The organism is Shewanella sp. GutCb (assembly GCF_002836135.1).
GTDB lineage: Bacteria > Pseudomonadota > Gammaproteobacteria > Enterobacterales > Shewanellaceae > Shewanella.
In genome coordinates this window covers 351755-378715 of the sequence record NZ_PJBL01000001.1, presented here as the reverse complement: position 1 = coordinate 378715, position 26961 = coordinate 351755, and the positions used below count along the sequence as shown (strand labels likewise).

Sequence of the window (26961 nt, the reverse complement as noted above, 5' to 3'; positions counted from 1 at the left end):
TTCTTGGCTATTTTTACGGTGTTGTAGGCTATTTGTGGAGAATGACTAAACGACATAGCCTCCGCCTTGTCAAAATAGCCAATAAACGGCGGCAAAAATAACCGTGAAAGATCTACAGCCCCTAATTGTCTGCCTAAAAGAGAATAAAAAGTGGATACCAATAACCCTGCCACCGCTTCCAATACGCTTAGCAAAGTTAACCCGCCGAAACGCCTTATCGCCCTATTAGTCTTTTTGGTACTGATATCCGTCACTGGCCTGATAATGAAGCAAGGGGTGTTGTTTTGTATTCTCACCCTGTTCATGGTGCTAGCCATTATAGGTAAGCAAAAAGCAGGATTAATCATGCTGCGTGTATACACCTCTTTGCAACTGGCCATTGTGAGCATGTTACCTTTAGTACTTTACGATCCTGAAAACTTGGCATCAAGTTTTGCTATCGGCAGCTTTAACGCACAAGTACCTGATTGGATAATATTTAGCATTTTGATTTTGTTAGCGATCGTACAGGTATGGATAGCCTTCACGCGTAAGGTTGGGCAATATTTTAATCGGGAAGTTAACCTTAACATTATGCGTTGACCGATATTAATAGAACAGACACAAAAAAGCCGTCAATTGACGGCTTTTTTATTGAACGACACTTCAGTGCCTAACGCTATAATCAGTTTACACTGAGAAGCTAGCACCACAACCACAGGTTGTCGTTGCATTCGGGTTTTTCACGAAAAAGCGTGAACCTTCTAGGCCTGTAGTGTAATCCACTTCACCACCAACAAGGTATTGTAGGCTCATAGGGTCAACAACTAACTGAACACCCTGCTTCTCTACAGTAAAGTCACCCTCGTTTACTTTTTCATCAAAAGTAAAGCCGTATTGGAAACCAGAGCAACCGCCACCTGTTACGTATACACGTAGTTTAAGTGCGTCATTTTCTTCTTCATCAAGCAAGGTTTTTACTTTTGACGCTGCCGCATCAGTAAAGCGGATTGGCAGAGCATCTTCAGCTTGTTCAGTCATTATTACCTCTTACATCTAATTGCTGTGCAGAATTATCTAATACCTGACCGTTTTGTTCAAGTACTATGCTCTGCTCATTTTCAGTGACTCGTAATTCTTGTGAACTGTATTCTTGTTCAGTTTGTGAACCTTTAGCCCAGCGACTCGCTGGCACGGTAACTTTGGCCTTCACTCTAGACAAGATAAAACCATCTGGCAAAGTGAATTCTGTCTCTAACACCTGAAAATACCTAAACTTAAATTTAAAAGATGCATCACTTAGCTCAGATAACTTAATCGACTTAGGTTTACCGTCTTCAAATCCGATGAATGTCACTTCACTTCGCCCTGACACTGAACGTTTGCGCTTTTCGAGTTGAGTGAGCACTAACTTAAGCCTATATTGACCGGGTATAAGCTCTGCAGATACCTCTAAGCCATTAATCGCAACGCCATCGGCGCTGTTTTCCGGTGCCATGACACTGCGATAAAAAGCCAGTTCTCGCGCTAACGACTGCTGCTTACCCTCTTGCTCAACAAACATAGTGTGCATATTGGCATTAGTCTCTCGCGCTAATGCTAATTCAATATTGCGTGCGGCGAGGGTCTTTGCTTGCGCATGTAGCTGCGCTGAAAGCGCCTCAGTTCGATCAGCTGGTTGCTCTACTTTCACTGCAAAATAGCTCGAACCAACATCAAAGCACAGTGCCCCTAATACTAATGAAGACACTACCAACAAAGATAAATATACGCTTGAGGTACGAAATTGTCGTTCAATCACTTGCAAGCGATCGATCCAACGATGATAATTTGCCATTAAGTAACAGCCCCTTAATAAAAATCTCACATTTCAATGCGAATGTGACAATCAAAAATTTTGGAAATGTCTGTGTATCAAACAATCGTTAAAATGCGACAGCAAACAAAAAAGTATCTCAGCACTGATCTCAAAGATACGCTTTCTCAAGCAAAAGTCAGTGTTCAGCTGTGTTTACTCGCATTGCTTTTTGCGTTGTTTGCGTCAGCTGTCATCCTACTTTTTAGATTGCTCTTAGTGTGGTTTGACACCTATACCCAGACTCAAGCTCTGAATTTTACGGATATCATCGACGACTGGCGAGTGTTATTGCCACTTTTCGGCGCTTTTTTAATTTGGGGTGTGGCAAAGATGGGATCTCAGCGTTATAAACGCATGGGAATAGCCTATGTAATTCATCGTGTTAAGCTGCATTACGGCAAAGTTCCACTGCAATCAGCTCCGGGGCAATTCTTCCAAGCCTTGTTTGCACTTGCCACTAACTTTTCGGTCGGACGTGAAGGTCCCGCCGTTCATCTTGGTGCTGTCAGCGCCAGCGTACTGGCCGAAAAATTTAAACTGCCCGATAACAGTGTTCGCATTATGTGTGCCAGTGGCATCGCTGCTGGTATCGCTGCCATCTTTAACGCTCCTCTCGCCGCAGTGATCTTTGTTTTTGAAGTCGTGTTACGTGAGTACAAAATTCACTACTTTTTCCCGATTATGCTATCTGCCATTTGCGGTGCATTAAGTAGCCAAGTGGTTTTTGGCAACGTCCATGAATTTGAACAGATTGGCGCTGCCGTCATTCCTCTAAGCCAGTATCCCTTGCTCGCACTATTTGGCATTGTGTTGGGTTGCATTGCCGCAGTGTTCAATCACACCTTGCTTAGCGTCACAGCTATGGGGCAACAGTGGCCACTACTGCAACGCTTGTTATTGGCAGGTGCCATTACCACTCTCGTCGGCCTTATATTGCCCGAAGCGATTGGTAGCGGCGAGTTAGCCATTGCAGAAACCATTAGTGAGCATCCCAGCATTCTGTTTTTAAGCGCCATATTGATTGGTAAAATGGTGGCAACGATTGCCGCTATTGGACTCGGGATCCCTGGCGGTTTGATTGGTCCGCTTTATGGCATAGGGGCGTTGCTCGGCACTATCTTAGCCTTGGTTTGCGCTATGTTTTTTCCGTCTATCGCGCCTTATATTGGCTTATACACCATCATTGGTATGACAGGCATGATGGGCGTCTGTTTAAGCGCGCCACTTGCCGCGTTAGTCGCTCTAATAGAGCTCACTGATAATGCCTCTATTATTTTGCCATCGATGTTTGTGGTTATCCCGGCATTTTTGATTTCACATCAAGGATTTAAAACCAAATCGATTTTCTTCAAACAACTTGAGATTATGGGCCTTGGATATAAAGTGGCTCCGGTTAATTTAGGGTTGCAAAAAGTCGGTGTTCGTCACCTTATGGACAAACGCTTCGTGATTATTAGTAATAATGACGAGCTGCTGCTTGAGGTGTTAAAACGCGCAGAAGGTCGCTCGGTGTTAGTGCGCAATGCCATAAATGAAGTCGAGATGATACAACTTGAGCTGCAAGCCAGTGATGATGCGACGACGTTGACTCGCCACCCCATTCAAGGAGTACCTGATACCGCAACGCTCAATGAGGTGTATTTAATTTTGTCGAAAGCACGACGAGGCGAGGTTTATATTTATCAAGAAAATAAAGACCATATAGTCGGTGTCATCAACTGGGCCTCGTTGCAAAAAGAGATCAGTGTAGGCCAAGTTTAATGAATGAGTTTAATGGCTGCTTTACTGAATGAGTTTAATCGTCATTAAACGCTCTTCCCTACAGAAAAACAACAACTATCTCGCGTTGATTATTAGCCAGTTTTAAACAATGGTTAGCGCCATGTTAGGCCATAAATAATCAATATTTTTGCGACCTAACACCCTCTGAAAACACCATCTAAATGACTCCGCAAACACTTTTCCCGTCGCTCCTAACTGCTAAAGCCCCTCTAGTCAACATTCACTCACCAATAACTAAACCTGCAACCAGGTTCGTATTAATAGGTTAATTCTAGTTATAAGAAGCAATTTACATTCTACTAAATGGGTTCTTTTATAACTTTTCACAACTTTTTACAGGCTAAAGATCACATTTATCTGTAGTTTTACGATCTCAATCGCCGCACCGGTTAGCGATGTACATTTTCATGTGCTGTTCCAAAAGGCATTGGCAACTATTGCGTACATGAAACATGTCGCAACGGGTGAGTGAGCAAAAACATCGTCAGATAATCACGTTAAAGGCATCGAGCCTTCGGCGTAAAAATAGCAATAATATCATCCCGAAAAGGGCTACCTATGAGTGTAATGAAGATTAAGTTAGCTGCGTTTATGTTAGTACTTGCTCCGCTTACTGGGCAGGTGCAACAAGCACAGGCACAAGAGAATCAAAAACTGCTCAATATGTGTATCGCCTGCCATGGTATTGATGGCAGCAACAACTACGGCTCTATCCCTAATTTAAAGGGCCAAAATGCGCAATATATGATTGAACAGCTTAAACAATTCAAGTCAGATCAACGTCAAGATAAGACAATGAGCAAAGTCGCCAAACTGCTGACAGAAGAGCAGATGCAGTTTATGGCACATTATTTTAGCACTGGGAAGGAACAATACTGATGGCAATCGATAGACGTAATTTTTTAAAAGGGGCTGTCGCCACTTCGGTAACTGCAATGCTCCCAGCAAGTTGGGCATTTGCCCAAAACCGCCCAGCTGGAATGGCACCACTTGATGTGTCAGCGGTCACTTGGTCAAAAGTAGATGACCTACCTAGCCACTTTAAAGTATTAAACTCCAACCCATTGAATGCCTTTCCCCCAGAGCATTTGCTTGCACCGGTAAAGACCCCTGCCGACGTTGCATTTATTCGTTGGAATGGACAGATGCCAGACTTTGCTAGCATCAATCCCGACACTTGGGAGTTCACCGTTGACGGTGAGTCGATTGAAACCCCAAAAACCTACACCATTGCTGAGTTAAAGGAAAAATTCAAAACCGTGACCCAGCAGTTGGTACTAGAGTGTGGCGGTAATAGCCGTGAGAACTTCTATCCCAATGCCAAAGGTAACCAGTGGAGTAATACCGCTGTGTTCTGCGCCGAGTGGACCGGCGTATTAGTCAAAGACGTACTCGCTGACTGCGGCGTAAAAAGTGATGCCGTGTATACCGCTCACTATGGCCTCGATAAACACCTTAGTGGTAAGGGCGCAGCTATTTCACGTGGCGTTCCTATTGAAGCTGCCATGAATGAAAACGCGATGATTGCTTGGGGCATGAATGGCGAGGATATCCCTTATATGCATGGATATCCTCTACGTATTGTTTTCGGCGGCCGCCCAGGATCCGTATCTCAAAAATGTGCCATCGGCATGGGTGTTCGTGATCGTGTTCACGACGGTAAGAAGATGGGTGCCCCCGCTTATCAAGTACCAAAGAATCCTGTTGCGCCAGGCGAGAAGGTCGACAATAAAGACTTTAAAATTATCGAAGAGATGATTGTTAAGTCTCTTATCACTGCACCGCAAACTGGCGGTGAGTTATCGCTAGGCGATAAATTACAGGTTAGCGGACACGCCTGGGCGGGTACTCGTGATGTTGCTAAAGTCGAAGTCAGCTACGACTATGGCACCACATGGCAAACGGCATCATTAACCAAAGCCGTTAACCCGATGGCATGGCAACAGTGGAGCATTAATATAACACTGCCTCAAACGGGTTATTACGAGGTGTGGGCCCGTGCAACTGATATTAAAGGTGATAGCCAACCTATGGTACAACCACAGTGGAACCCTAAAGGATACCTCTTCAACGGTTGCCATCGAGTAGCAGTAAGGGTCGTATGATGAAAAAAGCACTCTTATTAGTAGCAGTGCTGAGCGCGATGTCATTACCTGCCGCTATGGCGGCAGATACCGCCCCAGTCAAAAGCTATCCGATTGACCCCACTACGGGTCTTATCATGGCACCTGGCTGGGAAGTGGTTAAGCATCAATGTAACGCATGCCACACCAGTCTTATCATTCCACAGAATGTCGGCAGTCGTGAAGTATGGCGCGAGACGATCCAATGGATGATCGATACCCAAGGTCTTTGGGATCTTTCTGATACTTGGGACCCTGTACTCGATTATCTATCGACCTATTACAACGAAACTGAGATTGATATGAAGATCTTCAGACGTAAGCCATTAGATGCAGACAAAATGCCACCAATGCCAGTGGTGTTGTCATCATCGAACAAGGATCATTAATATGGCTAACCGTATATCAAAGGCCATATGGGCCAGTACGCTAATATCAGGGTTACTGTGCAGTAATGTTCAAGCTACAGATAGCTCATTTAAAGACACGCTTGCCGTTGCCGAACTAAAACTTGATAGCAGTGTGCTTAACTATCAAGCCGATGCAAGCAAAGGGGAGATTCTGGTTAACCAGCGTTGTATTGCTTGTCATGGAGACGCCATGCTTAAAATAATGGCAACTTACCCTAACCTAAAAGGCCAAAAGGGCGCTTACTTGTTTAAACAGTTAGTCCAGTTTAAGCGCGGTGAACGTACTAACCCCATTATGCAAGGCCAAGCGGGCATGCTTTCTGAAACTGAAATGAAAGATGTGGCTTACTATTACTCCCAGCAAGTCGCTGCTGATTTGAGCAAGTAATCCCATATTCTCGCTATTAAAATGAAAGCCCAGATTAACCCTCTGGGCTTTTTAGTGCTTGCCAATGAGCCTTGCACAACCTGTTGTGATAACTTGCAAAACAGCTTAACTACTTCAAATATCGTTATAACATGTAAAAATATAGGTGCTCTTACGCCATAACCCGCTCGAAAACAGACCAATACCATCGTCATGTTTCGCCACAATAAAGCGCCAACTTTACAAATGAGTAACAATAAAGGAATATTGAATAAGGATCGACTAGATTTAGACTGTAGCAATAACCTTGATACAGCCTCATCGCTATCACCTAAAGGACGCTTCGATGCTTAGAAAACCTCAGACCCAACTTGCTCTGCTTGCCGCCTCAGTCCTGCTGTTACTTTATGCTGCTAACTCTCAGTTCAATCCCGACAACAGTGACGCAGTCATTAATACTCCAGCCCCCGTCACTAGCGCTAAAGTGGCACTCAAAACCCAAGTTAATCAAAGTAAATCAGAGCCCGATAAAACAGGTTCAGTACAGCAACGCATAGTCGCTGCTGATCTTGCTACCGCTTCAAATTCAACTGAAACCCAAATGAGCTTTATTAATGTATCAGATGCTCGCCCCACTAAGGCACCTAAAGAGATAAAAATAAACTCACTTGATGAATTGTCGTCACTGTTTGATTCGCTAAATTATAATACTCAAAGCTGGATCGATGGCAATCGAGAGGTCCCTAGGCTAACGTTTGAGTCGGTCAGCGAACGCTGGCAGGAAACCTCTAACAATATCCCCGTGCAGCAAAAGAAGATGGTATTTTTCAGGCTAATCGCACCGCTTATTTTAGTTGCGAATGAAAATATCCTCTTAGAAAGGCGCTTAATTGAATCAGCACCATTAGATGATATTGTATTGCTCAATATCGCCGCTAAGTATCGGATAATTACCCGCCTTGACCAGACGATTACCGAGCAGCAGAGACAGATGTTATTAGAGGAGATAGACATACTGCCGCCGTCATTAGTATTAGCCCAAGCGGCTGAAGAAAGTGGCTGGGCAACCTCTAGATTTACGGTCGAAGGCAATGCATTTTTCGGTCAATGGGATTTCAGCGGTAATGGCATGATACCGAAACAGCAGCGTAAGGAGCTTGGCAATTATGGCTTAGCGCGTTTCGACACGCCTTTAGCATCCGTTGAGGGCTACATGCTTAATCTGAACACCAATAATGCTTATAAAAAGTTACGTAGCCTAAGGGCCAACCTTCGTGCCAGTAACGCCGCTATTACCGGCATTGAACTGGCGGGTACTTTAGACAAATATTCAGAAAGAGGCCAAGCCTACATTGATGGGATAAGGCAGATGATCCGTTATAACAAGTTAGACCAAGTTGACGAAGCCTACTTAAGTGACGCTGCGCCGCTACACCTGCTTTCAAGTGCCGACCAATAGCGGGGGTTTCAAGAGAGTATCAACACTGCTAAAACACTGCATATTTAACCAACGCAAAAGTAAAAAGGGTTAGCTTATTCAGCTAACCCTTTCGAAAGATGAAACTTTACCTTTAAGCTTTTACACCTTAAATTTACTCACGGCGTGCAGTAAAAACTCTGCCCGTTCTTTAACATTCTCAGTCGCTGATGAGTTCGCAACCGCTCTATCAGCGGTCTCTTGCGCAATATCTCTAATAACAACCACATTTTTATTCACTTCAGTCGCCACCATGCTCTGCTCTTCAATCGCAGCCGCTATCTGAGTGCTCATGTCCATTATATTAGTAACATCGCTGTTTATCAGCTGTAGAAGTGCCCCTGCAGAAGCAGCTTGCACCGCGCTTTCATCACCTTGAATTCGACTAGCTTCCATCACTTTCACAATAGAGCGAGTTCGGCTCTGTAAAGTCTGAACAATGGCAGAGATCTCTTCGGTAGACTCTTGGGTTCGCATGGCTAAACTACGCACTTCATCGGCCACAACAGCAAAGCCACGACCCTGCTCGCCTGCTCTTGCAGCCTCAATAGCCGCATTCAATGCGAGTAAGTTAGTCTGATCTGCTATCGACTTAATCACACCAAGCACTCGGCCGATAGTCTCACTGTCCTTTTCGAGCTCATTGACAACAACTGCAGATTGATTGATTTGCTGTGCCAAAGACTCGATTTTTTCAATGGTTTGCTCGACACCTCTTTGACCTAGCAGTGCATTATCATGGGTGCTACTAGCCTTGTTAGCTGCCAGTTCAGTATTTTTAGCGATCTCTTCAATGGTGGCACCCATCTCGGTGATTGCGGTGGCGACCATATCAGTTTCATTTAATTGGCTTATCACACCTTCAGATGCCTGAGTGACATTACCGGCGAGATCTTGGCAAGACTGATTCATGGTGCCGACGGATGTTGTCACCTGTTCAATCAACTCTTGAAAACTTTCTACCATGCTATTGAAGTGTTTAGCGATTTGTCCAAGTTCATCATCACTACTCTCATCACATCGCATCGACAGATCTTTATTCACTTCAATCTGAGTGATAATTGCGGTGATCTGTTTAACAGGGTCAATAATACTGCGAATAATCAAAAAAGTTGCGCCAGATAACGCCAGTGCTATCAATACTGCTATCGACAAACCTAAGTAAAATGCAGACTCTTCCTCGTCTTGAATCGCAGTGTTGGCTAACGATTCAAGCTGCGCCAATGCACGATCAGTATTAGCAACCGCTTGCCTTAACTCGCCCATTTGACCTTGGGTGACAGATAAGCCGAGTTGCTGCTCTTTAGTGACCAGCTGTTTAAAATCTGCATTATATTGCTGAATGAGTGTGCTGATCTGCTGTTTAGCGGCAGGAGTAACGGTCGATTGAGCTAACACGGTCTCGAAATTAATTAAGCCATCATCAAACTTTGCCACGTAACTTTGGCTGCGCCTGAGCATAAAGTCTTTTTCTGCTCGACGTAATTGCAGCATCTGCACCATTAATGCGGGTTGATCGTATTGTTTAACCAGAGACTCGACTTGATGAACCGCATCACGCAGTGCGCCGTATAAACCCGCCTTTGGTGTTAATCCCATCTGCTGGTGTAACCCTACCACCTTGGTGAATGTGCTTACATAGATAGTAAGATCGCTATTGAAGTTAGCAAGCGCTTGAGTCGGAATGCTGTACTCAGTAAATACGCGGTCCAATTCTCGGGTGAGTAACTTAATGTCATTATGATTCGATTGATGCTTATCGACGTATTTAAGATCCAACCTCGCCAAAAAATCTTTCTCGTCACGACGAAGGCTCAACACTTCACTTTTGAGACTCGAGACCCCCTGAGATGCTTTAGACAGTTCAGACTGAACTTGACCAAAATAAAGCTGTAAACCAAACATAGCCCCTAGTGCAGCAATAGATACCGCAGCGCTTAAAAGCAACTTGTGGCGAATTAACATATAAACCCCAACAGCAAGATGAAAACATCTAATGAGTAACATTTACGAAGGGCGCGATTCTACAACATTAAACCAGTTAACACCGTATATTTAATCGTTAACACTAGCCGTTAATAAAATAGCAGTACGAAACTATCTTGAGCACTAAAACCACAGTCAATTCAATACCAATAATGAATTGATTTAATTACAGTTTACGGTCCATTTTAACGGTTAAAAAATACTTAGTTTACGTTATCTCAGCCTCACGCCCATTAATCACATGACTGATAAATCAAAGATGAACTCTTTTGGAGTTACACGCTGTTCGTACTGTTGCTGGTCACGCAAAATTAACCATATAGCAATATAAAGTTGATTGATTCATACTGCGACAACTAATGATATAAAATATACCGTTTTCAGGAGCCCTTATGCTAGTCATCAATGCCGAGTCTGTGCACCAGTCTTTAAATTTTAATGAGCTTGTCGACGCGCTCGACGAAACATTCTCTCGTCCCGCGGGTATGCCCCAAAGGCAGGTTTTTAGTCTGGATGAGTCAGCAAGCCACAGTGATGCATTTGCAGTATTACCCTCTTGGAACGACAAAACCATTGCCGTTAAAGCCTTTACTTACTTTCCGGGTAATCCACAAAAAGATCCTAAGCTCGCCAGTCTCTATTCTAAAATATTAATCTTTAATCGGGTCACCGGTGAGCCACAAGCATTAGTCGATGGTACCAGTGTGACATATTGGCGCACGGCGGCCGTTTCTGCACTGGGTAGCCGTTATTTGTCGCGTGAAAATTCAAGCAAATTACTGGTATGTGGTACCGGCAACTTGGCGTCATTTATGGCACTGGCTCATGCTAGTGTGCGGCCGATTACCCAGATTAGCGTTTGGGGACGTAATCAAGATAAAGCGCATGCGACAATGGCGCTTATCCGCAATCAACGTCCTGACATTAAGGTTATCTATTGTGACAATCTCGAAGCCAGCGTACGTAATGCAGACATCATTAGCTGTGCAACAGGCTCTCCTACACCGCTGTTTCCTGGCGAATGGGTTCAAGCGGGCACCCATACTGATTTTGTCGGCAACCACAACCACGATCGCCGTGAATGTGATACAACACTCATCCAAAAATCGGCAGTATTTGTTGATTCAAAAATCAATGTCTTTGCCGAGGCGGGAGAACTACTCATTCCAATTGCAGAAGGGCAATTTTGCTTCGATGAGGTCAAGGGCGAACTGGCACAATTGAGCCAGTCTACAATCTCCGCGCGCGAAAGCGCTGAGCAGATAACCCTATTTAAAACCGTTGGCACTGCGTTATCAGATCTTGTCGGTGCTCAACTGGTCTACGCCAAATTAACTTCAGCTGAGTCTTAATTTTTATCCGGTGAGGCCACTGATACTGGCCTTATTGCTAGCATCATTTCTTATCTCCGCCCCCTAAAATAGCATCCCATCTGGGCATATTCCCCCTCATTAATTAAAGCGGCGATGACGCTAAAAATAATTTATTTTATTTTCGTTTAAACCTTTTTATAGGTTAGCTTTGTCTTATCTATATCGGTAAGCACATAAGGAACATGTAGTGACAGCACAAATAAAGGTCTTGCAGCAGAGTTCATTCAACGAGCCGGATCTTATCGATAGTGCAAAAAAAGGCGACAAAGCTGCATTTAAACAGCTTTACCAACAACACCATCAACGGGTGTACGCGCTATGTTTTCGCATCACCGGTCAAGTTGCCTTAGCTGAAGATGCCACTCAAGACTGTTTTGTCACCTTGTGGCAGAAATTGCCGCAATTTAAAGGCCAAAGCCAATTTACCACTTGGTTGCACAGTTTATCGGTTAACCAAGCGCTCAATAGCCTCAAGAAACATCGTTCGTTTTGGTCTCGATTTGTAGCATCAGAAACTGATGCTGAAGCGGTACAAGATGAATATGAAGATCTCGACAAAATCTTAGTTAAATTGCCAGAAAGAGCTCGAATTGTTTTTGTACTATTTGCACTTGAAGGCTACAAGCATGAAGAGATTGGTCAGCTAATGGGAATTGCGTCTGGCACCAGTAAAGCGCAATACCATCGAGCGCAAAAGTTACTCGCTGAAATGCTGAATTAGATGATGCTGAAAAAGGACGCACAAATGAGTCATTCACAAGATAAGTTACAGCAATTAATAGCCAAAGCACCTACAGCATTAGCGCCAGAACGTGAGCTTTGGTCAGGTATAGAGAAACAACTCGATAAACCCGAATTTTCTCAGCCAAATCAGTGGCGCCGTATTGCTGTAGCCAGCATCATTTTGTTAACCGGGATATTGGGCACGACGATGTGGAGCAACGGCGTCATTACGCCGCTCTATACAGCGCAATCAAATACATCTCCGCTACTGATAACGTTATCAGAGATCAAGCTAGAACATCGGCAACAAATTGCACTATTACAACAAAGTCATAAGGTCAACTGGCAATCCACCGAGCTTGGTCTGCCGTTAAATCAAGGCATTGAGCAGCTAAGAAAAGCGGCCGAAAAAATCTATCAAACACTCACCAAAACACCCCATGACAAAGAGCTATGGCAGCTTTGGCTTTGGACCCAACAAAGAGAAATCGAATTATTACAGCAGGGGCAAACACTGCCCGCTGCAGAGCAAAATCAGGGAGCACGAATATGAATAAAACACCGCTTATCAGCCTTGCATTAACCACACTGTTTATTAGCCAAACAACACTTGCAGGCACCGCAGTGGATCAAACTCAACAAGTCGAATCGAATCCCAAAGTCAGTATTAATGTCTCACGAGGCGATGTCGTCATTAAGTCATGGGACAAGAGTGAGATTAGCGTTAAAGGCGAGCTTGATGAGTTGAGCGAGGGGCTAACTTTTACTGTTAAAGGCAACCATGTAGTCATCGAGGATGAAATGCCAAGGCAATACAGCGGCAGCAATAAAGATGGCTCGCAACTGACCATCACACTGCCACGTCAAATTAAACTGCAGGCTGAAGCTATATCTGCAAATTTCCGTATCGATGCATTTGACGGAAAAATGGATATCAGCTCTGTCAGTGGCGATATAAAAGCCAGTAAACTAAGTGATAAAGTGATGTTGCATACCGTATCAGGAGACATATCCAGCCGTGAGCTTGGTGGCAAAGTGATGCTTGAAACCGTCTCAGGTGAAATAAAAGATACTGATAGCTCAGGCAAAGTCGGTTATCGCCTTGTCAGCGGCGAGTTAACGGCCAATACCAAAGCTGACCAAGTCTCTGTCGAGCTGGTATCAGGTGATGCAACTGTGGCGCTTGCCGATATTGATAGCTTGAGTATAAAAACAGTCAGTGGTGATATTGACCTTTCCATTGCCAGCCTTAAAGACAAAGCAAAGCTCGGCAGTGTCAGCGGTGATATCAACATCCATTTTACTAACGAGGTAAACGTCTCCTTTGATATCAATGGTGGCCCGGGCGGCAGTATCAGCAATAAGTTAACGGCTGATAAAGTGACAACAGAAAGGTATTCACCGCAAACGTATCTAAAATTCCAAGCGGGAGATGGCAGCGCCAACCTCAGTGCATCTACCATTAGTGGCGAGATTAAGTTATCTAATTAGTCCAAGGCTCAGTTTAATAAAAAGGTAACCCTTGGGTTACCTTTTTAATATTATCTTTACGACTTAGATGCTTGCAAAATAAAATTAATAAAACGTTCATCGGCTAAACTCAAGCGCTTGTTTTTAAGATAAACAATACAAAATCCAGCTTTTATATTTGGCATATTCTCAACATTTAGCGCCACCAGCCGCCCCTCTTTCAGTTCTTTTTCAACCGATATTTCTGGCGTGATCACCACCATATCGCAGTTATATAATGACTCCTTAATAGGCTGAAATTGGTCGAACCTTACTAAGCCCGAAAAATCATGTCTATCAAGATCAAAGAGGTCATCAAATTGTTCTGCAAGTTTTTTTGGCATTGAGCGTGCGACGGCTAGCGGATAGTCCCTTAACGTCGGCAGATAGACATGATTCTCCAATAACAAAGGGTGTTCAGGTCGACAACAAAATATAGCATTTGATGCAGGTAGTGGCACCACGATCAAATCATCCTGTTCATCAAGAGAGGTTGCTTTCGCTTCCGCAATAAATAGCGATAAACTGCCTTTGAGCAATAGTTCATGCAAACGGCTCCATTTCTCCACTTTAAGCTCGACACTTATCTTGGGGTTGTCTCGAATAAAAGGGCCTATCACGGGGCCAATTAAACTGTTGGAAGGAATAGGGCTAGCGCCGATGATTAGCTGGCCAGACTCGATCCCTCTTAGAGATTGGATCTCAGATTCTAAATAATCAACATGATAAATAATGCTCTCGCCATGTTCCAATACCAACTCACCATAAGTAGTGAGTGATAAACTATTAGCACCACGCTTGAATAGCTTAACGCCGAGTAAATCTTCCATTTTTTGAATACTTCGAGATAGAGACGGTTGCGCAAGATTTAACTGACTAGCGGCTTGATTAAAACTGTTTAGTCTAGCTAGCACCATAAAGTGCTTTAAATGCCTTAACTCCATAATCTTTGCCTGCTTTTAATTATTTTATTTAGCAAAGACAGCTCTCATTGTCCCCCGACAATCAATGCGAAAATAGATTGGTTTTATATTTATGACTAATTTAATCGTCTGATTAATTAGTTTTTTATTAAGCTAACGACTAAAGCAAATCAGTTCAAGCTATCCAATTAACAATTTGTATCAGGTATCCGTCGACTTAAACAAAAAACTAGTTTAAGTATTTGTTATTTTTAGTTAATAACCTTAACAAATAGCACTTTCACAATCTTTCCTTTCTATTTCCATTTCACAACAAAAAAACCAAAACGAACAAATCATTAACAAGTTGTATCAAACTAGCAGCCATCTACCATCAAAATAAGAACAGCAGCACAACATGAAATACTATCCAGCGTAAGCTAGGGCAAACACAACCACCAGTAAGACGCAAACTAACAACTGCTAACACCAGCAAAGCCAACATGCACAATATTAATACCCAAACCAGCGTAATTTAACAAACTGATACGTGTAGCGCGTAAATGCATAAAACGCATACCCCCATGCATATTACGCATTGGATTGTTAAGCCCTTCATGTTTAAAAATCGACCTCGAAATAATATCCCAATGCTAGATATTAGCCCGATCGAAATAACAAAAAAATAGGGAATCTACAATGAAGTTAAAAAAAATAAGCATGGTGACCATAGCGGCGATTTATGCCGCGGGGGCCGGTGCTGTAGCAGCTGATAGTGCAGTGAAATCCTCAGCACAAGAAAAACATGATTTCATTAAAGAGGTCTCTATTACTCCTCAAATGGTGGCAGATAGTGAAGCACGTAAAGTAAGAGCTGACCGATTTAATCCGGGTAACACTCAACAAGCCACCATTAGCCAAGCGAATACCCACAGAGCAGCTGCACAAAAAGTTCCATTCAAGTGGGAAGCTGACGTCGAAGGAATTCAAACCTATATTATCGAGTTCAATGACAGTCCAGTTGCCACTTATAATGGTGGGATATCGGGTTTATCAGCGACTAATGTTCGTGGGTTATCAAAAGTCCCTTCAAGCCTAGTCGCTAGTCATTCCTATAAAATTGATGTTAATAGCCAAGAAGTTAAAAGCTATGTTCATTACCTAGAACAAAAGCAAGCGCAACATATCTCAAACGTTACCGCCATTGTTGGCAGTAGTGCGAAAGTGAACCGAACATTCAAATTTGCACTTAACGGTGCAACAATGAAGATGACGCAACAGCAAGCCTCTCGCGTAGCAAAACTAGCGGGGATAAAAAATATCCAACGCTCAATTAATTACAAATTGAATACCGATGTTGGCCCAAAACATATTAAAGCCGATGAGATATGGATCCCTAATACACAATCTTTAGCTAACAAAGGCGAAGGTGTTGTGGTGGGAATTTTAGATACCGGTATCAACTCAGACCACCCCTCTTTTGCAGCAGTGTCTGGTGATGGCTACACTCACAACAATGCCCGCGGTCAATTCTACGGCGATTGTGAAAAAGTAGAATTTGCGAGCATGTGTAACGATAAGCTCATCGGTGTGCGCTCATACCCAGTGATCACCGATTCTTATAGTGACCCTGCATTTCAAAACCTTGGTTATTCTGAAAAAGTCGACCCTAAACGCCCAGAAAACGGTGAAGATTACCAAGGACATGGCTCGCACACGGCATCTACAGTGGCGGGTAATGAACTGTTTGATGTCCCCTATCAATTCCCCCAATATGGCGAAACCAATGACGGCTTTGATACTGAGCTGACTTTCGCGCATATGTCGGGTGTAGCACCTAGGGCAAACATCATATCTTATCAGGTGTGTTACCCAGGAGATGGTTCATATGGTGCCGGCACTTTTTACGGCACCGAACAATATCAAGGCTGCCCAGCTGAAGCCTTAGTCAGCGCTGTTGAAGATGCGATCATTGACCAAGTTGATGTGATTAACTTTTCTATCGGTGGTGGTGAAAGTAACCCATGGGAAAGTGTCTTAGAGATGGCGTTTCTATCTGCCCGTGAAGCGGGCATTGTGGTCGCAGCATCTGCAGGTAACTCAAGTTATGCGTTTATCGATCACGTTGCACCTTGGATCACTAGTGTTGCAGCCACAACTCACGGTCGTACCGTTGAGTTTTCAGAGAAACGTCTAGAAAGCCTATCTGGTGGTGACACCACCGCGCCAAGTGACCTTATTGGTGCAGGTTACACCGAAGGCTTTAGTGGCAGTATTGTATTAGCGGCTAATTATGGCGATGAAAATTGTAATAGCCCATTTACCGCTGATACGTTCACTATTGATCAAATAGTGGTGTGCAAACGTGGCGATATCTCGCGCTTAGAGAAAGCCATCAATGTACAAGCTGGTGGTGCTGGCGGCTTTGTTTTATATAACGCTGACTACACTCAAGATGCACCTAATGGTTATGCTGAACCTAATGATCCCTATGTCATTCCTGGCGTGTTAATACAAAGCTGGCCAGGTCAGCAATTAACAAGCTGGTTGTCGTCAGGCACGGACCATATGGCAAGCATAAATGCTTCAAGCATGAGCACAGCAATAGGTGAGGCTGATTTCGTCGCAGACTTCTCCTCTCGCGGCCCAAGCCTTACAACACCTGATTCAATGGCGCCTAAAATTGGTGCTCCAGGTGTTGATATTTATGCTGCATTCGCCGATGACCAACCTTTCACCACCTCACCATTTACATCCGACTATACAATGATGTCTGGTACCTCAATGGCTGGGCCTCACATTGCTGGTTCTATGGCGTTGCTGAAGCAACTAAACCCTGAATGGACGCCTGCTGAAATTGAATCTGCGTTAATGATGACAGCAAATAATACAGGAACAATCACAGGGCAATGGGGTGACATTGTTGCGGCTGGATTTAATGATTTTGGTAGTGGTGTCGTTAATGTGAAAGCGGCCTCTATGGCCACGCTAGTGATGGACGAAACTGCAGATAACTATCGTGCTGCTAATCCCCATAATGGCGGCGATGTATCATCGCTTAACACCCCCTATTTATTTGGCACTGCTTGCTCATTAAACTGTAGCTTTGTGAGAACATTCCGCGCAACTGAAGATGGTGCATGGAATGTAGAGATGGAAGAGCACACCGCTGAAGGCCTGGCTCTATTGCAGCTCTCGGCAAATCCATCAAGCTTTACGTTGAAGAAAGGTCAAGTTCAAACCGTACAGTTTAGTGCCAATGTTTCTGATATTGGTAACGTCTATGGGGGAATTCAAGATGTGGAGCTTGAAGGTCATGTCACCATTACCCCACAAGATACAATGAAACCAGCACAAACTTTACCGATGCGTATTGGTTTTAATTCAGACGGTTTACCGAATGATCTTTCAATGAATATGCACAGAACTAAGAGTGTTGCGCTTACGCCTGAATTGTTCACAAAACAGGTCGGTGCGGTAAAAGTCAGTGGATTAGTCAAGGGCGAACAACAGGTTCATAACTTAGTGCCATATTCGTTAGGCATAGGAACACCTGATGATATTGACAATGACCCTGGTATTGCTCAAATCAACTTTATCATCCCTGAAGGCACTAAACGTTTTGTATTTGAAGTGACAAATATTGAAGGTAATACTACGGCTCACGATACCGCAATCGATATCGGCTTCGACGCTAATGGCGATGGTCGAGCACAATGGAGTGATGAAGCAATCTGCTACTCATTCAGTTATGCACGTGACTTCTGTGCAGTAGAAAACCCAACCCCGGGTGACTATTGGGCATTAGTGGGTAACTACACCCTGTATGATCCTAACTACCCAATGGGCAAGGATCAACCATTAGGAATAACCAGTTCGCTGGCTATTATTCCAAATGAAATGAATGGCGAATTGAGTGCTGAAATCGTCGGCGAAGCTAATGGGGCTGACCCTTACCGCGTTAATTTAGCATGGGATGTACCCACAGCTGAAGAAGGCGATGTGTACTATGCTGCCGTTGAGTTAGGCCGTAACGACGAAAACCCAACTGACGTAGGAATGATGGGACTTCGTTTAGAAACTAAGGGGTCTGACCTTACTTTTGAAGCTAGCCAAGATGCAGCAAAAGCGGGTGATATTATCGACTTCTATATGGAAGCCGATCCCAACATGATGGAAACAGATCGCAACTTCAGCCTAAAAGCAGTGTTACCTGAAGGGCTTACATTGGTGAAAAGCAGTGTTGAGGTTGCAGGTATCTATGCTGATATGGCTACCATTGATGGTAACAATCTCACCATCGAAGGTGTTCAACCTACATCAGCTTATACCCCTCGGGAATATGTGTGGACGACCAACGAAACAGATCCTTTATGTCGCCAGCCTTATGCAGATGCCGACTTCCAAGAGAACTTCATAGACTTGGGGCAAATAATGCTTCCAACTGTTATTGAGGGTGGTGCTTGGGACTCATTAAGGCTAGACATTTGGCAACTTGGTTTCGACAAGGTCAATCACTATGGGCAGGACAGAGACGGTCAAATGCAAATAAGCCCCGGTGGTTATATCGCCTTTGATCAAATGCCTTACATGAACTGGGGCCACATGCCAATGGAGAACTTAGCGTTCCCAGATACCATGGTTGCACCACTTTGGCATAGCGAAGGTCGTATCAACCCAGGCTTTGACATGCTGACGGGGGCATATAGCGGCGTATATGTAGCAAGGACTGATAAAGAACTCCTTGTCCAGTGGAATAACATGACGGTTAACGATTGGTGGACAGGCGCCAATGGTAGTTATACCTTCCAGACCATCTATGCGGTAGAACCTGATTTCACTCCAGGTAAAAATGAAATCATCTTCGCCTATAAACGTCTTGATGAATCATTAAAAGGTAAAGGCTCAATCGGTACTCGTGGCTACCATGGTTTCCGTAACCCTTGGGCACCTAACGAAGGTTGGTTAGCTGACACATTTGCCTTTGATAACGTGCTTGATAAAGTATCTGAATTCTCAATGGTTTGTGGTAACTATCAAGGCCCAGAGCAAACAGCGGTGAAAGTTAAGTTCAGTGCAGTGGTTAATAACAACGCAGCAGGAAACAATATGGACCTTGTTATCAGCAGTGATTATGATAATGCCGTCACTAAAACTATCACCCACAATGTGATGGTTAACGGCAACATCAACATGGGTCAATTCAACGATGTCACTATCGATGAAAACACTAAGTTAACAGATCTAGCGGTTGTCTATAGCACGAGTACTAACACTGATAAAGTTATCAGTGTCAGTGGTGATAACATCACGGCGATGATAAACGGTCACACCTCTGGCTCAATGGTAGACGTTATGCCTGATAGCGATTGGCATGGCAGCACCATGGTTACTGTTACCGTAAGCGATGCAGCCAATAGCAACGATATGGTATCAAGCAGCTTTATGTTGACGGTGACTTCTAATGGTGTTGAACCAACGCCACCAGCCACTGAGACACCAGATGAAGAAGTTGAAGATGATTCAAATGATTCAGGTGGTAGCTTAGGTTTCTTAGCGCTAGCATTGCTCGGATTATTTGCAGGACGTCGTAAGCTACATTAATCAGTAAGAGCACAAAAGTTAAGCATTTGCGATTTGCTTAACCTTGTCTTTGGGCCCTCAATTGAGGGCCCTTTTTTGTGCATTCTTCATTATTTAGAGGGCAATATTACAACCAATGCAGATGATTAATGACTCCCAGATACAACAAAGCACCGAACGCATCCACGTTCAGTGCTCTATCTAACCAGCGACTATCCGCTATCCAATTCCACTCAGGTAAGCTGATATCACTTATCGAGGAACCGTCAGCGTGTTTTGCAGGCTTATTTTACGGAGCAAGTTTACTGACTTACTTTACTGATTTGGCTTCAGCGTCAGTTAAAAAACGCCATTCACCCAGTTCAAGCGTACTATCGAGTTCAATTTCGCCCACTTTTTCACGGTGTAATTTAGTCACGTGATTACCAACAGATGCCAGCATACGTTTAACTTGATGGTATTTGCCTTCGGTAATCGTTAAGCGCGCTTGATGCGTGCCTAACAATTCAAGTATGGCAGGCTTAGTTAAACCGTCTTCATTATGAAGTTGTAACCCTGTCGCAAACTGCTCAACTAACTCAGTAGCTAGCGGTTCTGCAGTTTCTAGCAAATAGCGTTTACCACACTCTTTTTTAGGAGAGGTGACTTTGTGCGACCATTTGCCGTCAGTCGTAATCAAGGTTAGGCCTGTGGTGTCTGCATCTAAACGCCCTGCGATATGCAAATCTTCAGGTCGAATAACATCGAGTAAGCCAATAACAGACGGATACTCTTCGTCAATCGTTGAGCAGATAGTATCAACTGGCTTGTTGAGCATGATGTAACGTGGGCCAATGACTTTGAGTATCACACCCTCTAAACGAATTTCATGGTCATCAGTGACTTTAAAACCTGAAGTTTTAACCACTTCACCGTTGCAAGTGACATCGCCACGATGCAGTGCTTTTTTGGCTGAAACACGAGAATGGGAAGTTGACTCACAAATATATTTATCTAAACGCACTGTAACACTCAGCTATATGACCATAATGGCCGACATTATGAGGGCTGAGAGACTAAAGGGCAAAGTTTTGCTTGTAACCTCTGCGACAGAAAGACTATGGTGCAATGCGCTAAACAAGGATTGATCGATGACGCCATTACTGACTTCTGCCCAAAACAAACAATTTGATAAGATGGTGAAGGGTGAACAATACAATTGTTTTGATCCTGAACTATCAAACTATTGGCAACAGCAACAAGCACTTAACCATCGAGTTAATCTCTCTTGCGAAATTGACCGAGATTTACTGCCTAACATTGCGACAGATACAGTGATCCGAACACCTTTCTTTATCAGTTACGGCATTAACCTTTTTATTGCCGAACAAGTATTTATTAATGCCAACGTCACGCTACAAGACAACGCTCCGATCCACATTGGTCGTCAAACAATGCTCGGGCCTAACGTACAACTTTACACCGCCAATCATCCATTAGATCCGACAAAGCGTTGCCAAGGGTTTGAAATAGCTCAATCGATTCATATTGGTGAACGGGTATGGATTGGTGGCGGCGCGATAATTTTACCGGGGGTGAGCATTGGCGATGATGCCGTCGTTGCAGCGGGCTCTGTTGTCACAAAAGATGTCCCAACGGCGACTGTAGTAGCAGGAAATCCTGCAAAATGGCTAAAGTCGATATAAAACTGTTCATCCGGGCTTTAGCGAGATAAATGACCTCAAGGAAACCTTTTCTTACAGATCATCAAGTAATTATCGCCCTTCGTTACAAACATATGCTTGTTCACGCAAACAAAAAAGCCTTAACATGTGTTGCTTAATGTAACTTGCAGCTTATTAACATGCATTTTAGTTGTCATTAATTGCAAAATATAATAACAAATTGACGGTATATAAAAGGAAGAAAAATGAAAAAAGTACTCGTTGGGGGCTTATGCGCTTCCCTTATCGTTGGCCTAAGTGCGTGTAATAGCGACACAGCAGCACCGAAGATACCAGAAACAACTAAAACGGAAACGGCTGTAGCCGTACAAAAAGCCCTTTCATCAGGCATCGATTTTGCTAATTTTGATAAGTCAGTTCGTCCGCAAGATGACTTTTACTCCTACGTAAACGGCACTTGGATAAAGAACACGACTATTCCTAGCGACCGCACTAGCTCTGGTGCATTTTACGATCTCCGTGAAAAGTCACGTGATGATGTAAAAGCCATTATCGAAGAAGTTGCTGCAACGCCAGATCTTAAAGCCGGTAGCGACGAGCAAAAAGTTGCCGATTTATATCGTTCATTCATGGATACTGAAACCCTCAACAAATTGGGCATTAAGCCAATCCAAAGCGAACTGGATAACGTCAGCGCGATTAAGTCAAAAGATGAACTCGTGACTTACTTTGCTCATAGCCAAATTGTCGGTGGCGGCACCCCAATGGCATTTTACATCGACGTAGATGCTAAAGATTCTAGCCGTTATGCTACGCATATCTGGCAATACGGCCTAAGCTTGCCCGAAAAAGATTACTACTTTAACCAAGATGAGCGCTTCGTCAATATCCGTAAGGCGTTTATTGAGCACATCGAAAAGATGTACACCTTGGCTGGACTGGCTAATCCTAAAGCCAGTGCTGAAGCGGTACTCGCACTTGAAACATCAATTGCTGAAAAGCATTGGGATGTCGTTGAAACACGTGACAGCACTAAAAGTTACAACCTATATCAAGTTAAAGATTTAGCCACTCTAGCACCGGATATTAACTGGAAAGGTTACCTGTCAACATTAGGCGTAGATAAGCAGGCTGATATTATAATCAACCAGCCGACCTTTATCTCAGGTCTAAATGACGTTATCAAGAATACTGATCTTGATACTTGGAAGACCTACATGCAGTGGCAGGTACTGACACATGCAGCAGGCAGTCTAAGTGAAGCGCTTGATACTGAAAACTTCGAGTTTTTCTCTAAAACGCTTAACGGCCAAGAAGAGCAAGAACCTCGCTGGAAGCGTGGCGTTGCCTCGGTCAACAGCCTGCTCGGTGAGGTTGTTGGTAAAGTCTATGTTAAGCGTCACTTTTCTCCTGAAGCAAAGACACGCATGCAAACGTTGGTTGAAAACCTACGTGGCTCTTACGGTGATAGCATTGAGTCTTTAGAGTGGATGAGCGCTGACACTAAAGTCGCCGCTAAAGATAAGTTAGCTAAATTTAATCCTAAGATTGGTTATCCAGACCGTTGGGAAAGCTACGACAAGCTAGCGATTAAAGCTGACGACCTATTTGGTAACAACCTGCGCGCAAGCCAGTTGAGCCATGAAAAAGATCTTGAGAAGCTAGGTGGCCCAATCCGCACATGGGAATGGGGTATGACTCCACAAACGGTTAACGCTTACTACAATCCAACGATGAACGAAATCGTATTTCCAGCCGCTATCTTACAACCTCCGTTCTTTAATATGGAAGCTGACGATGCAGTAAACTACGGTGGTATTGGTGCGGTTATCGGTCATGAAATGGGCCATGGTTTTGACGACCAAGGTGCTAAGTTTGACGGCGAAGGCAACATGCGCGATTGGTGGACAGAGCAAGACTTAAAAGAGTTCTCTATTCGCGGTAAAGCGCTAATCAATCAGTATAATGATTATGCTGTATTTGATGACCTCAACGTTAACGGTGAATTGACACTCGGCGAAAACATTGGCGACCTATCGGGTGTAACCATTGCTTATCGTGCATACAAGAAATCACTTAACGGTCAAGAAGCACCTGTGATTGACGGTCTAACCGGTGATCAGCGTTTCTTTATTGGTTTCACGCAAATTTGGCGTGCAAAAATTAAAGAAGAGTCAATGCGTAACCGTGTAGCAACTGACCCACATTCACCAGCACAGTTCCGCTCACTTGGCGCGCTATCTAACATGCCTGAATTTTACAGCACCTATGATGTTAAGCCTGGCGATGCGATGTATATTGCGCCAGAAAAACGCGTAAAAATCTGGTAATTCAGTCTAAGTATACTTAGAACCAAAAAAGCCGTTGATGACATAACTCATCAACGGCTTTTTTAATTTTCCAGTTCCATATCACTGCATGAATAAAGCTTAATGTGTCATTCAGCATAGCTTAAGTATTGAAGGGTTAGATTAAGTCCACAGCAACAAAAAAGGACTGCTATGAACCGGTTATTGCGAACATTCTTCATCTTCTTATTATTGCTCTCGACTCGCTCGGCGATTGGCCAAATTGCCCCTATTGAGCAAGAGACAAATGAGGCAAACAGCGGTTACAGTGCCAAGCTAGCTTTTGCTAATAACCTCGACGGTTTGGCCGCTATAGAGTCAATGCAGTATCAGCAACCAAGGCAAACCAGCGCCGACCTTGATACTCTTTACGCCATCGCGCCAGATGCACAACAAGAACTCGCAGACTTGTTAAGCAGCATCACCAACCAAACTCAAACTCACGCTGTCTTAGCGGATATAAAAAGCCGAGATAGAGCTCAGGTAAAACTAAAGAATAAACTCAATAATGATGCCAGCCAACTCACAGACCTTGTACGAGCCAGTATCGTTAGCAAAGATATCTATAACCTAATGCAAGCTTATGCATTGGTAAAATCTGACAGTCAGATTATTCAAGTGAAAAACCGCTTCTCTGAGCCAAAAGATTCAGGATACCGAGATTTAAACCTGCTTGTTAAGCTGCCAAAGTCACAAATGATTGCTGAAATTCAACTGCACTTAGCAGATATTGCCGACATAAAAAGTGGCGATGAGCACCTCGTTTATGAACAGGTGCAACAGATGCAGAACCATGCCCTGCAACAGCAACGTGATTTAAGTGATATTGAAAAAACAAAAATAGTGCAACTACGTCAAGAGTCACACAAGCAATACCATAAAGCGTGGCTCAAATATAAGCGCTTAGACCAAGCCGATTTTCTGGTGGCAGCATAACGACATGAATGGGAGTTCAGCAAATGCTGATGCTCCCTATTATTCTCAACACAGCTTTTTTGTGCCTTCCCCGATAAAAGTCTATACTCCCGCCCAATAGCCTTAACACACGAAAAAATTATGAACGATATCATTGAGCAGCTACAAGAGATGAGCGAGACAGTTCCGGTACCATTAGAGCTGGCAACCTTTGAACAAATTGTTGAAGTAGAAGAGGAAATTTTAATGCCACTTCCTTTGGCGTTGAAAGAGTACTTGTTGGATGCCAGTGACCTTATCGTTGGCAGCTTAGAGCCTGTGACCGCCAGCGATCCTCACTCGCACACCTTTTTATCAGAGGTTACAGCATACGCTTGGTCTATCGGTTTACCGCGTGAATATATCCCTATTTGCCAGCAGGGTGATAGTTTCTTTTTCATCACCCAAGAAGGTGAAATACAATTATGGCAAGACGGTGAAATCCATGAAGACAGCTGGGAATCATTTTGGGAATGGGCCGAGAATGTTTGGATGCGTAGCTAACCATAAAACTAATTAAGGAAACACCATGTCTAAAAATCTCGGCCTCAATGCCATTGAAATGCAGTATCTTCGCCACTCTCTGGCACTAACAACTGCGCAAGTAGCTGAAATAGGCAAAGTATCAGAAGCCGATGTTATTGCTTGGGAAGCAGGCGAAAAGCCAGCACATATGCCCGTACAAAAGAAGCTGATAGAGATTGATGAAGTTATCGAAATGCAGGTACTTAATACGTGTGACGGTATCGAAGCACTCTTTTCTAAAGAGCCTAAACGCACTTTAAGTTTTGTGGTTTACCCAACACAAGCGCTATACGCACAATACAATCCTGAGTTTTTAGGCAGCTTACCATTAGCTGAGTTATACAACACTTCAGCATGGCGCATTAAAAAAGAGTGTAAACTAGTACTTGAAGTTGAAGTGGTACTCGTCGCACTCGAGTTCGAATCGTATAAAGCTTACCGCGACAAAGACGGCCTTAAAGAGAGCAGAGAAAACCGTGCTAAGTGGGCTGCAGCTCAGTTATAAAAGCTAGGTTATAGAGTCTAGGAACAAGCTAAGACGGAACAGCCGGATAATCTGAGACGGATAGATTAAAGATGGTTCTAGTCGCTTAATTGAACTCAAAATAAAAAAGCATCCATTTGGATGCTTTTTTAATGACTGTTTATGACTCTTAAACAGCGCCTGCTTCCTCTTTTTTCAGAGCACTGGCCATCGCCTTACGCGCGGTTATACGATCTCGATATGCCGCAAGCTTAGGCGGAATATCTTGCTCAAATCGCGTCGCCCACATCAAAGTCTGTGCTAATAATATATCGGCTACGCTAATCTCTGCACCTAGCAAGAACGGGGTATCGGGCAACCACTGCTCAGCAATTGCCGCCGCTTTATCAAACTCCCACTTAGCCACGGTAAACATCGCCTCAAGCCTAAGTTCTTCTGGTATCGCAAACTTATGTTTGCCGATGCTCCACAAAGGTTGTTCAAGCTCATTAGTAATAAAGCTTATCCATTGATGGTGCAACGCTGAGGCATCAGAGCCCGCTTTTGGCAGTAAGCGTCCTTCGCCATACTTTTCAGCTAAGAACACAGCAATAGCGGCAGATTCGGTAATAACGTTACCATTGTCGATAAGCGCTGGCACTTTTCCACACGGGTTAACGGCTAGAAAATCGGGATGTCGGCTGTCGCCTTTTGAGAAATTAATAAACTGATATTCCCACTCAAGCCCTAACTCTTCTAACGTCCATGACACTCTCAGTGAACGGCTACGTGGAACCCCGTATAAAGTAATCATCCTGCCCTTCCCCTGCTGCTTGAACATAAATAACATTTTAAACTACTCTTATAATCCTAAAATAGGAACCAGCAAGTTATTCTAAAATCATAAAATACTTCAAATTAGATTCAATTTTGCT

Annotated in this window: 23 protein-coding genes; 17 read left to right on the top strand and 6 right to left on the bottom strand. The window is 43.7% G+C overall.

Annotated elements, in window-relative coordinates:
* Positions 1-150: 150 nt before the first annotated feature.
* Complete coding sequence (locus CXF86_RS01675) at positions 151-582, top strand: hypothetical protein (RefSeq protein ID WP_101090529.1); 432 nt, start codon at positions 151-153, stop codon at positions 580-582.
* Between the two features lie 87 nt (positions 583-669).
* Here CXF86_RS01675 and erpA read toward each other — a convergent pair whose 3' ends face one another.
* Together erpA and CXF86_RS01665 are read right to left on the bottom strand one after the other, a co-directional pair.
* Complete coding sequence (erpA, locus tag CXF86_RS01670; RefSeq protein WP_101090530.1) at positions 670-1020, bottom strand: iron-sulfur cluster insertion protein ErpA; 351 nt, start codon at positions 1018-1020, stop codon at positions 670-672.
* Entirely contained in the window at positions 1013-1816 is an 804-nt protein-coding gene (locus CXF86_RS01665) for a DUF6776 family protein (RefSeq protein WP_102038181.1), read from the bottom strand. Before CXF86_RS01665 ends, erpA begins: the two co-directional genes overlap by 8 nt.
* Before the next feature lie 66 nt (positions 1817-1882).
* Here CXF86_RS01665 and CXF86_RS01660 point away from each other — a divergent pair, with 66 nt between their 5' ends.
* From CXF86_RS01660 to CXF86_RS01635, 6 genes are all read left to right on the top strand, one after another.
* Positions 1883-3598, top strand: coding sequence for a chloride channel protein (locus tag CXF86_RS01660; RefSeq protein ID WP_180960983.1), 1716 nt, complete (start codon positions 1883-1885; stop codon positions 3596-3598).
* A 579-nt stretch (positions 3599-4177) separates the two neighbouring features.
* On the top strand, positions 4178-4498 hold the full coding sequence (locus tag CXF86_RS01655; RefSeq protein WP_102038179.1) for a c-type cytochrome: 321 nt from the start codon (positions 4178-4180) through the stop codon (positions 4496-4498).
* Positions 4498-5724, top strand: a complete 1227-nt coding sequence (locus CXF86_RS01650) for a sulfite oxidase (protein WP_101090534.1) — start codon at positions 4498-4500, stop codon at positions 5722-5724. The genes CXF86_RS01655 and CXF86_RS01650 overlap by 1 nt, the downstream gene beginning before the upstream one ends.
* A complete protein-coding gene (locus CXF86_RS01645) occupies positions 5721-6131 on the top strand; it encodes a cytochrome C (protein WP_374702312.1) in 411 nt (136 codons plus the stop codon). The genes CXF86_RS01650 and CXF86_RS01645 overlap by 4 nt, the downstream gene beginning before the upstream one ends.
* A gap of 1 nt (position 6132) precedes the next feature.
* The gene (locus CXF86_RS01640; protein WP_101090536.1) at positions 6133-6540 is read left to right on the top strand and encodes a c-type cytochrome; all 408 of its coding nucleotides are present in this window, start codon (positions 6133-6135) and stop codon (positions 6538-6540) included.
* Positions 6541-6865: 325 nt separating this feature from the next.
* Positions 6866-7978, top strand: a complete 1113-nt coding sequence (locus tag CXF86_RS01635) for a glucosaminidase domain-containing protein (protein ID WP_101090537.1) — start codon at positions 6866-6868, stop codon at positions 7976-7978.
* 120 nt (positions 7979-8098) lie between these two features.
* Here CXF86_RS01635 and CXF86_RS01630 read toward each other — a convergent pair whose 3' ends face one another.
* Complete coding sequence (locus CXF86_RS01630; RefSeq protein WP_102038178.1) at positions 8099-9961, bottom strand: methyl-accepting chemotaxis protein; 1863 nt, start codon at positions 9959-9961, stop codon at positions 8099-8101.
* 413 nt (positions 9962-10374) lie between these two features.
* Here CXF86_RS01630 and CXF86_RS01625 point away from each other — a divergent pair, with 413 nt between their 5' ends.
* The 4 genes from CXF86_RS01625 to CXF86_RS01610 all read left to right on the top strand — a co-directional run bounded on the left by CXF86_RS01625 (position 10375) and on the right by CXF86_RS01610 (position 13569).
* A complete protein-coding gene (locus tag CXF86_RS01625; protein WP_102038177.1) occupies positions 10375-11334 on the top strand; it encodes a bifunctional Delta(1)-pyrroline-2-carboxylate/Delta(1)-piperideine-2-carboxylate reductase in 960 nt (319 codons plus the stop codon).
* A gap of 208 nt (positions 11335-11542) precedes the next feature.
* The gene (locus CXF86_RS01620; protein ID WP_180960982.1) at positions 11543-12076 is read left to right on the top strand and encodes an RNA polymerase sigma factor; all 534 of its coding nucleotides are present in this window, start codon (positions 11543-11545) and stop codon (positions 12074-12076) included.
* Between the two features lie 24 nt (positions 12077-12100).
* A complete protein-coding gene (locus CXF86_RS01615; protein ID WP_102038176.1) occupies positions 12101-12631 on the top strand; it encodes a hypothetical protein in 531 nt (176 codons plus the stop codon).
* Positions 12628-13569 carry a DUF4097 family beta strand repeat-containing protein gene (locus CXF86_RS01610; protein ID WP_102038175.1) on the top strand — a complete coding sequence of 314 codons (942 nt, stop codon included), beginning with the start codon at positions 12628-12630 and terminating at the stop codon, positions 13567-13569. Before CXF86_RS01615 ends, CXF86_RS01610 begins: the two co-directional genes overlap by 4 nt.
* Positions 13570-13625: 56 nt before the next feature.
* Here the strand turns inward: CXF86_RS01610 and CXF86_RS01605 are convergent, their stop codons facing one another.
* Positions 13626-14531, bottom strand: coding sequence for a LysR family transcriptional regulator (locus CXF86_RS01605; RefSeq protein WP_101090542.1), 906 nt, complete (start codon positions 14529-14531; stop codon positions 13626-13628).
* Positions 14532-15188: 657 nt separating this feature from the next.
* On the opposite strand from CXF86_RS01605, the gene CXF86_RS01600 reads away from it, so the two are divergent.
* Complete coding sequence (locus CXF86_RS01600) at positions 15189-20093, top strand: S8 family serine peptidase (RefSeq protein WP_102038174.1); 4905 nt, start codon at positions 15189-15191, stop codon at positions 20091-20093.
* A 289-nt stretch (positions 20094-20382) separates the two neighbouring features.
* Here CXF86_RS01600 and rsuA read toward each other — a convergent pair whose 3' ends face one another.
* Positions 20383-21075, bottom strand: coding sequence for a 16S rRNA pseudouridine(516) synthase RsuA (gene rsuA, locus CXF86_RS01595; protein WP_101092897.1), 693 nt, complete (start codon positions 21073-21075; stop codon positions 20383-20385).
* 127 nt (positions 21076-21202) lie between these two features.
* Here rsuA and CXF86_RS01590 point away from each other — a divergent pair, with 127 nt between their 5' ends.
* The 5 genes from CXF86_RS01590 to CXF86_RS01570 all read left to right on the top strand — a co-directional run bounded on the left by CXF86_RS01590 (position 21203) and on the right by CXF86_RS01570 (position 26068).
* On the top strand, positions 21203-21757 hold the full coding sequence (locus CXF86_RS01590) for a sugar O-acetyltransferase (protein WP_101092899.1): 555 nt from the start codon (positions 21203-21205) through the stop codon (positions 21755-21757).
* A gap of 224 nt (positions 21758-21981) precedes the next feature.
* The gene (locus CXF86_RS01585; RefSeq protein WP_101092901.1) at positions 21982-24066 is read left to right on the top strand and encodes a M13 family metallopeptidase; all 2085 of its coding nucleotides are present in this window, start codon (positions 21982-21984) and stop codon (positions 24064-24066) included.
* A gap of 171 nt (positions 24067-24237) precedes the next feature.
* Complete coding sequence (locus CXF86_RS01580; protein WP_101092903.1) at positions 24238-25020, top strand: RelA/SpoT domain-containing protein; 783 nt, start codon at positions 24238-24240, stop codon at positions 25018-25020.
* Between the two features lie 120 nt (positions 25021-25140).
* Positions 25141-25542, top strand: coding sequence for an SMI1/KNR4 family protein (locus CXF86_RS01575; RefSeq protein ID WP_101092905.1), 402 nt, complete (start codon positions 25141-25143; stop codon positions 25540-25542).
* A gap of 25 nt (positions 25543-25567) precedes the next feature.
* Positions 25568-26068, top strand: coding sequence for a DUF4447 family protein (locus CXF86_RS01570; protein WP_101092907.1), 501 nt, complete (start codon positions 25568-25570; stop codon positions 26066-26068).
* 148 nt (positions 26069-26216) lie between these two features.
* Here the strand turns inward: CXF86_RS01570 and CXF86_RS01565 are convergent, their stop codons facing one another.
* Positions 26217-26840 carry a glutathione S-transferase family protein gene (locus tag CXF86_RS01565; RefSeq protein WP_102038205.1) on the bottom strand — a complete coding sequence of 208 codons (624 nt, stop codon included), beginning with the start codon at positions 26838-26840 and terminating at the stop codon, positions 26217-26219.
* Positions 26841-26961: the final 121 nt, after the last annotated feature.

Bases quoted from the DNA above. Each gene is read 5' to 3' on its own strand.
- erpA (WP_101090530.1), bottom strand. From the start codon at position 1,020: ATGACTGAACAAGCTGAAGATGCTCTGCCAATCCGCTTTACTGATGCG.
- CXF86_RS01665 (WP_102038181.1), bottom strand. From the start codon at position 1,816: ATGGCAAATTATCATCGTTGGATCGATCGCTTGCAAGTGATTGAACGA.
- CXF86_RS01660 (WP_180960983.1), top strand. From the start codon at position 1,883: ATGTCTGTGTATCAAACAATCGTTAAAATGCGACAGCAAACAAAAAAG.
- CXF86_RS01655 (WP_102038179.1), top strand. From the start codon at position 4,178: ATGAGTGTAATGAAGATTAAGTTAGCTGCGTTTATGTTAGTACTTGCT.
- CXF86_RS01650 (WP_101090534.1), top strand. From the start codon at position 4,498: ATGGCAATCGATAGACGTAATTTTTTAAAAGGGGCTGTCGCCACTTCG.
- CXF86_RS01645 (WP_374702312.1), top strand. From the start codon at position 5,721: ATGATGAAAAAAGCACTCTTATTAGTAGCAGTGCTGAGCGCGATGTCA.
- CXF86_RS01640 (WP_101090536.1), top strand. From the start codon at position 6,133: ATGGCTAACCGTATATCAAAGGCCATATGGGCCAGTACGCTAATATCA.
- CXF86_RS01635 (WP_101090537.1), top strand. From the start codon at position 6,866: ATGCTTAGAAAACCTCAGACCCAACTTGCTCTGCTTGCCGCCTCAGTC.
- CXF86_RS01630 (WP_102038178.1), bottom strand. From the start codon at position 9,961: ATGTTAATTCGCCACAAGTTGCTTTTAAGCGCTGCGGTATCTATTGCT.
- CXF86_RS01625 (WP_102038177.1), top strand. From the start codon at position 10,375: ATGCTAGTCATCAATGCCGAGTCTGTGCACCAGTCTTTAAATTTTAAT.
- CXF86_RS01615 (WP_102038176.1), top strand. From the start codon at position 12,101: ATGAGTCATTCACAAGATAAGTTACAGCAATTAATAGCCAAAGCACCT.
- CXF86_RS01610 (WP_102038175.1), top strand. From the start codon at position 12,628: ATGAATAAAACACCGCTTATCAGCCTTGCATTAACCACACTGTTTATT.
- CXF86_RS01605 (WP_101090542.1), bottom strand. From the start codon at position 14,531: ATGGAGTTAAGGCATTTAAAGCACTTTATGGTGCTAGCTAGACTAAAC.
- CXF86_RS01600 (WP_102038174.1), top strand. From the start codon at position 15,189: ATGAAGTTAAAAAAAATAAGCATGGTGACCATAGCGGCGATTTATGCC.
- CXF86_RS01590 (WP_101092899.1), top strand. From the start codon at position 21,203: ATGACGCCATTACTGACTTCTGCCCAAAACAAACAATTTGATAAGATG.
- CXF86_RS01585 (WP_101092901.1), top strand. From the start codon at position 21,982: ATGAAAAAAGTACTCGTTGGGGGCTTATGCGCTTCCCTTATCGTTGGC.
- CXF86_RS01580 (WP_101092903.1), top strand. From the start codon at position 24,238: ATGAACCGGTTATTGCGAACATTCTTCATCTTCTTATTATTGCTCTCG.
- CXF86_RS01575 (WP_101092905.1), top strand. From the start codon at position 25,141: ATGAACGATATCATTGAGCAGCTACAAGAGATGAGCGAGACAGTTCCG.
- CXF86_RS01570 (WP_101092907.1), top strand. From the start codon at position 25,568: ATGTCTAAAAATCTCGGCCTCAATGCCATTGAAATGCAGTATCTTCGC.
- CXF86_RS01565 (WP_102038205.1), bottom strand. From the start codon at position 26,840: ATGATTACTTTATACGGGGTTCCACGTAGCCGTTCACTGAGAGTGTCA.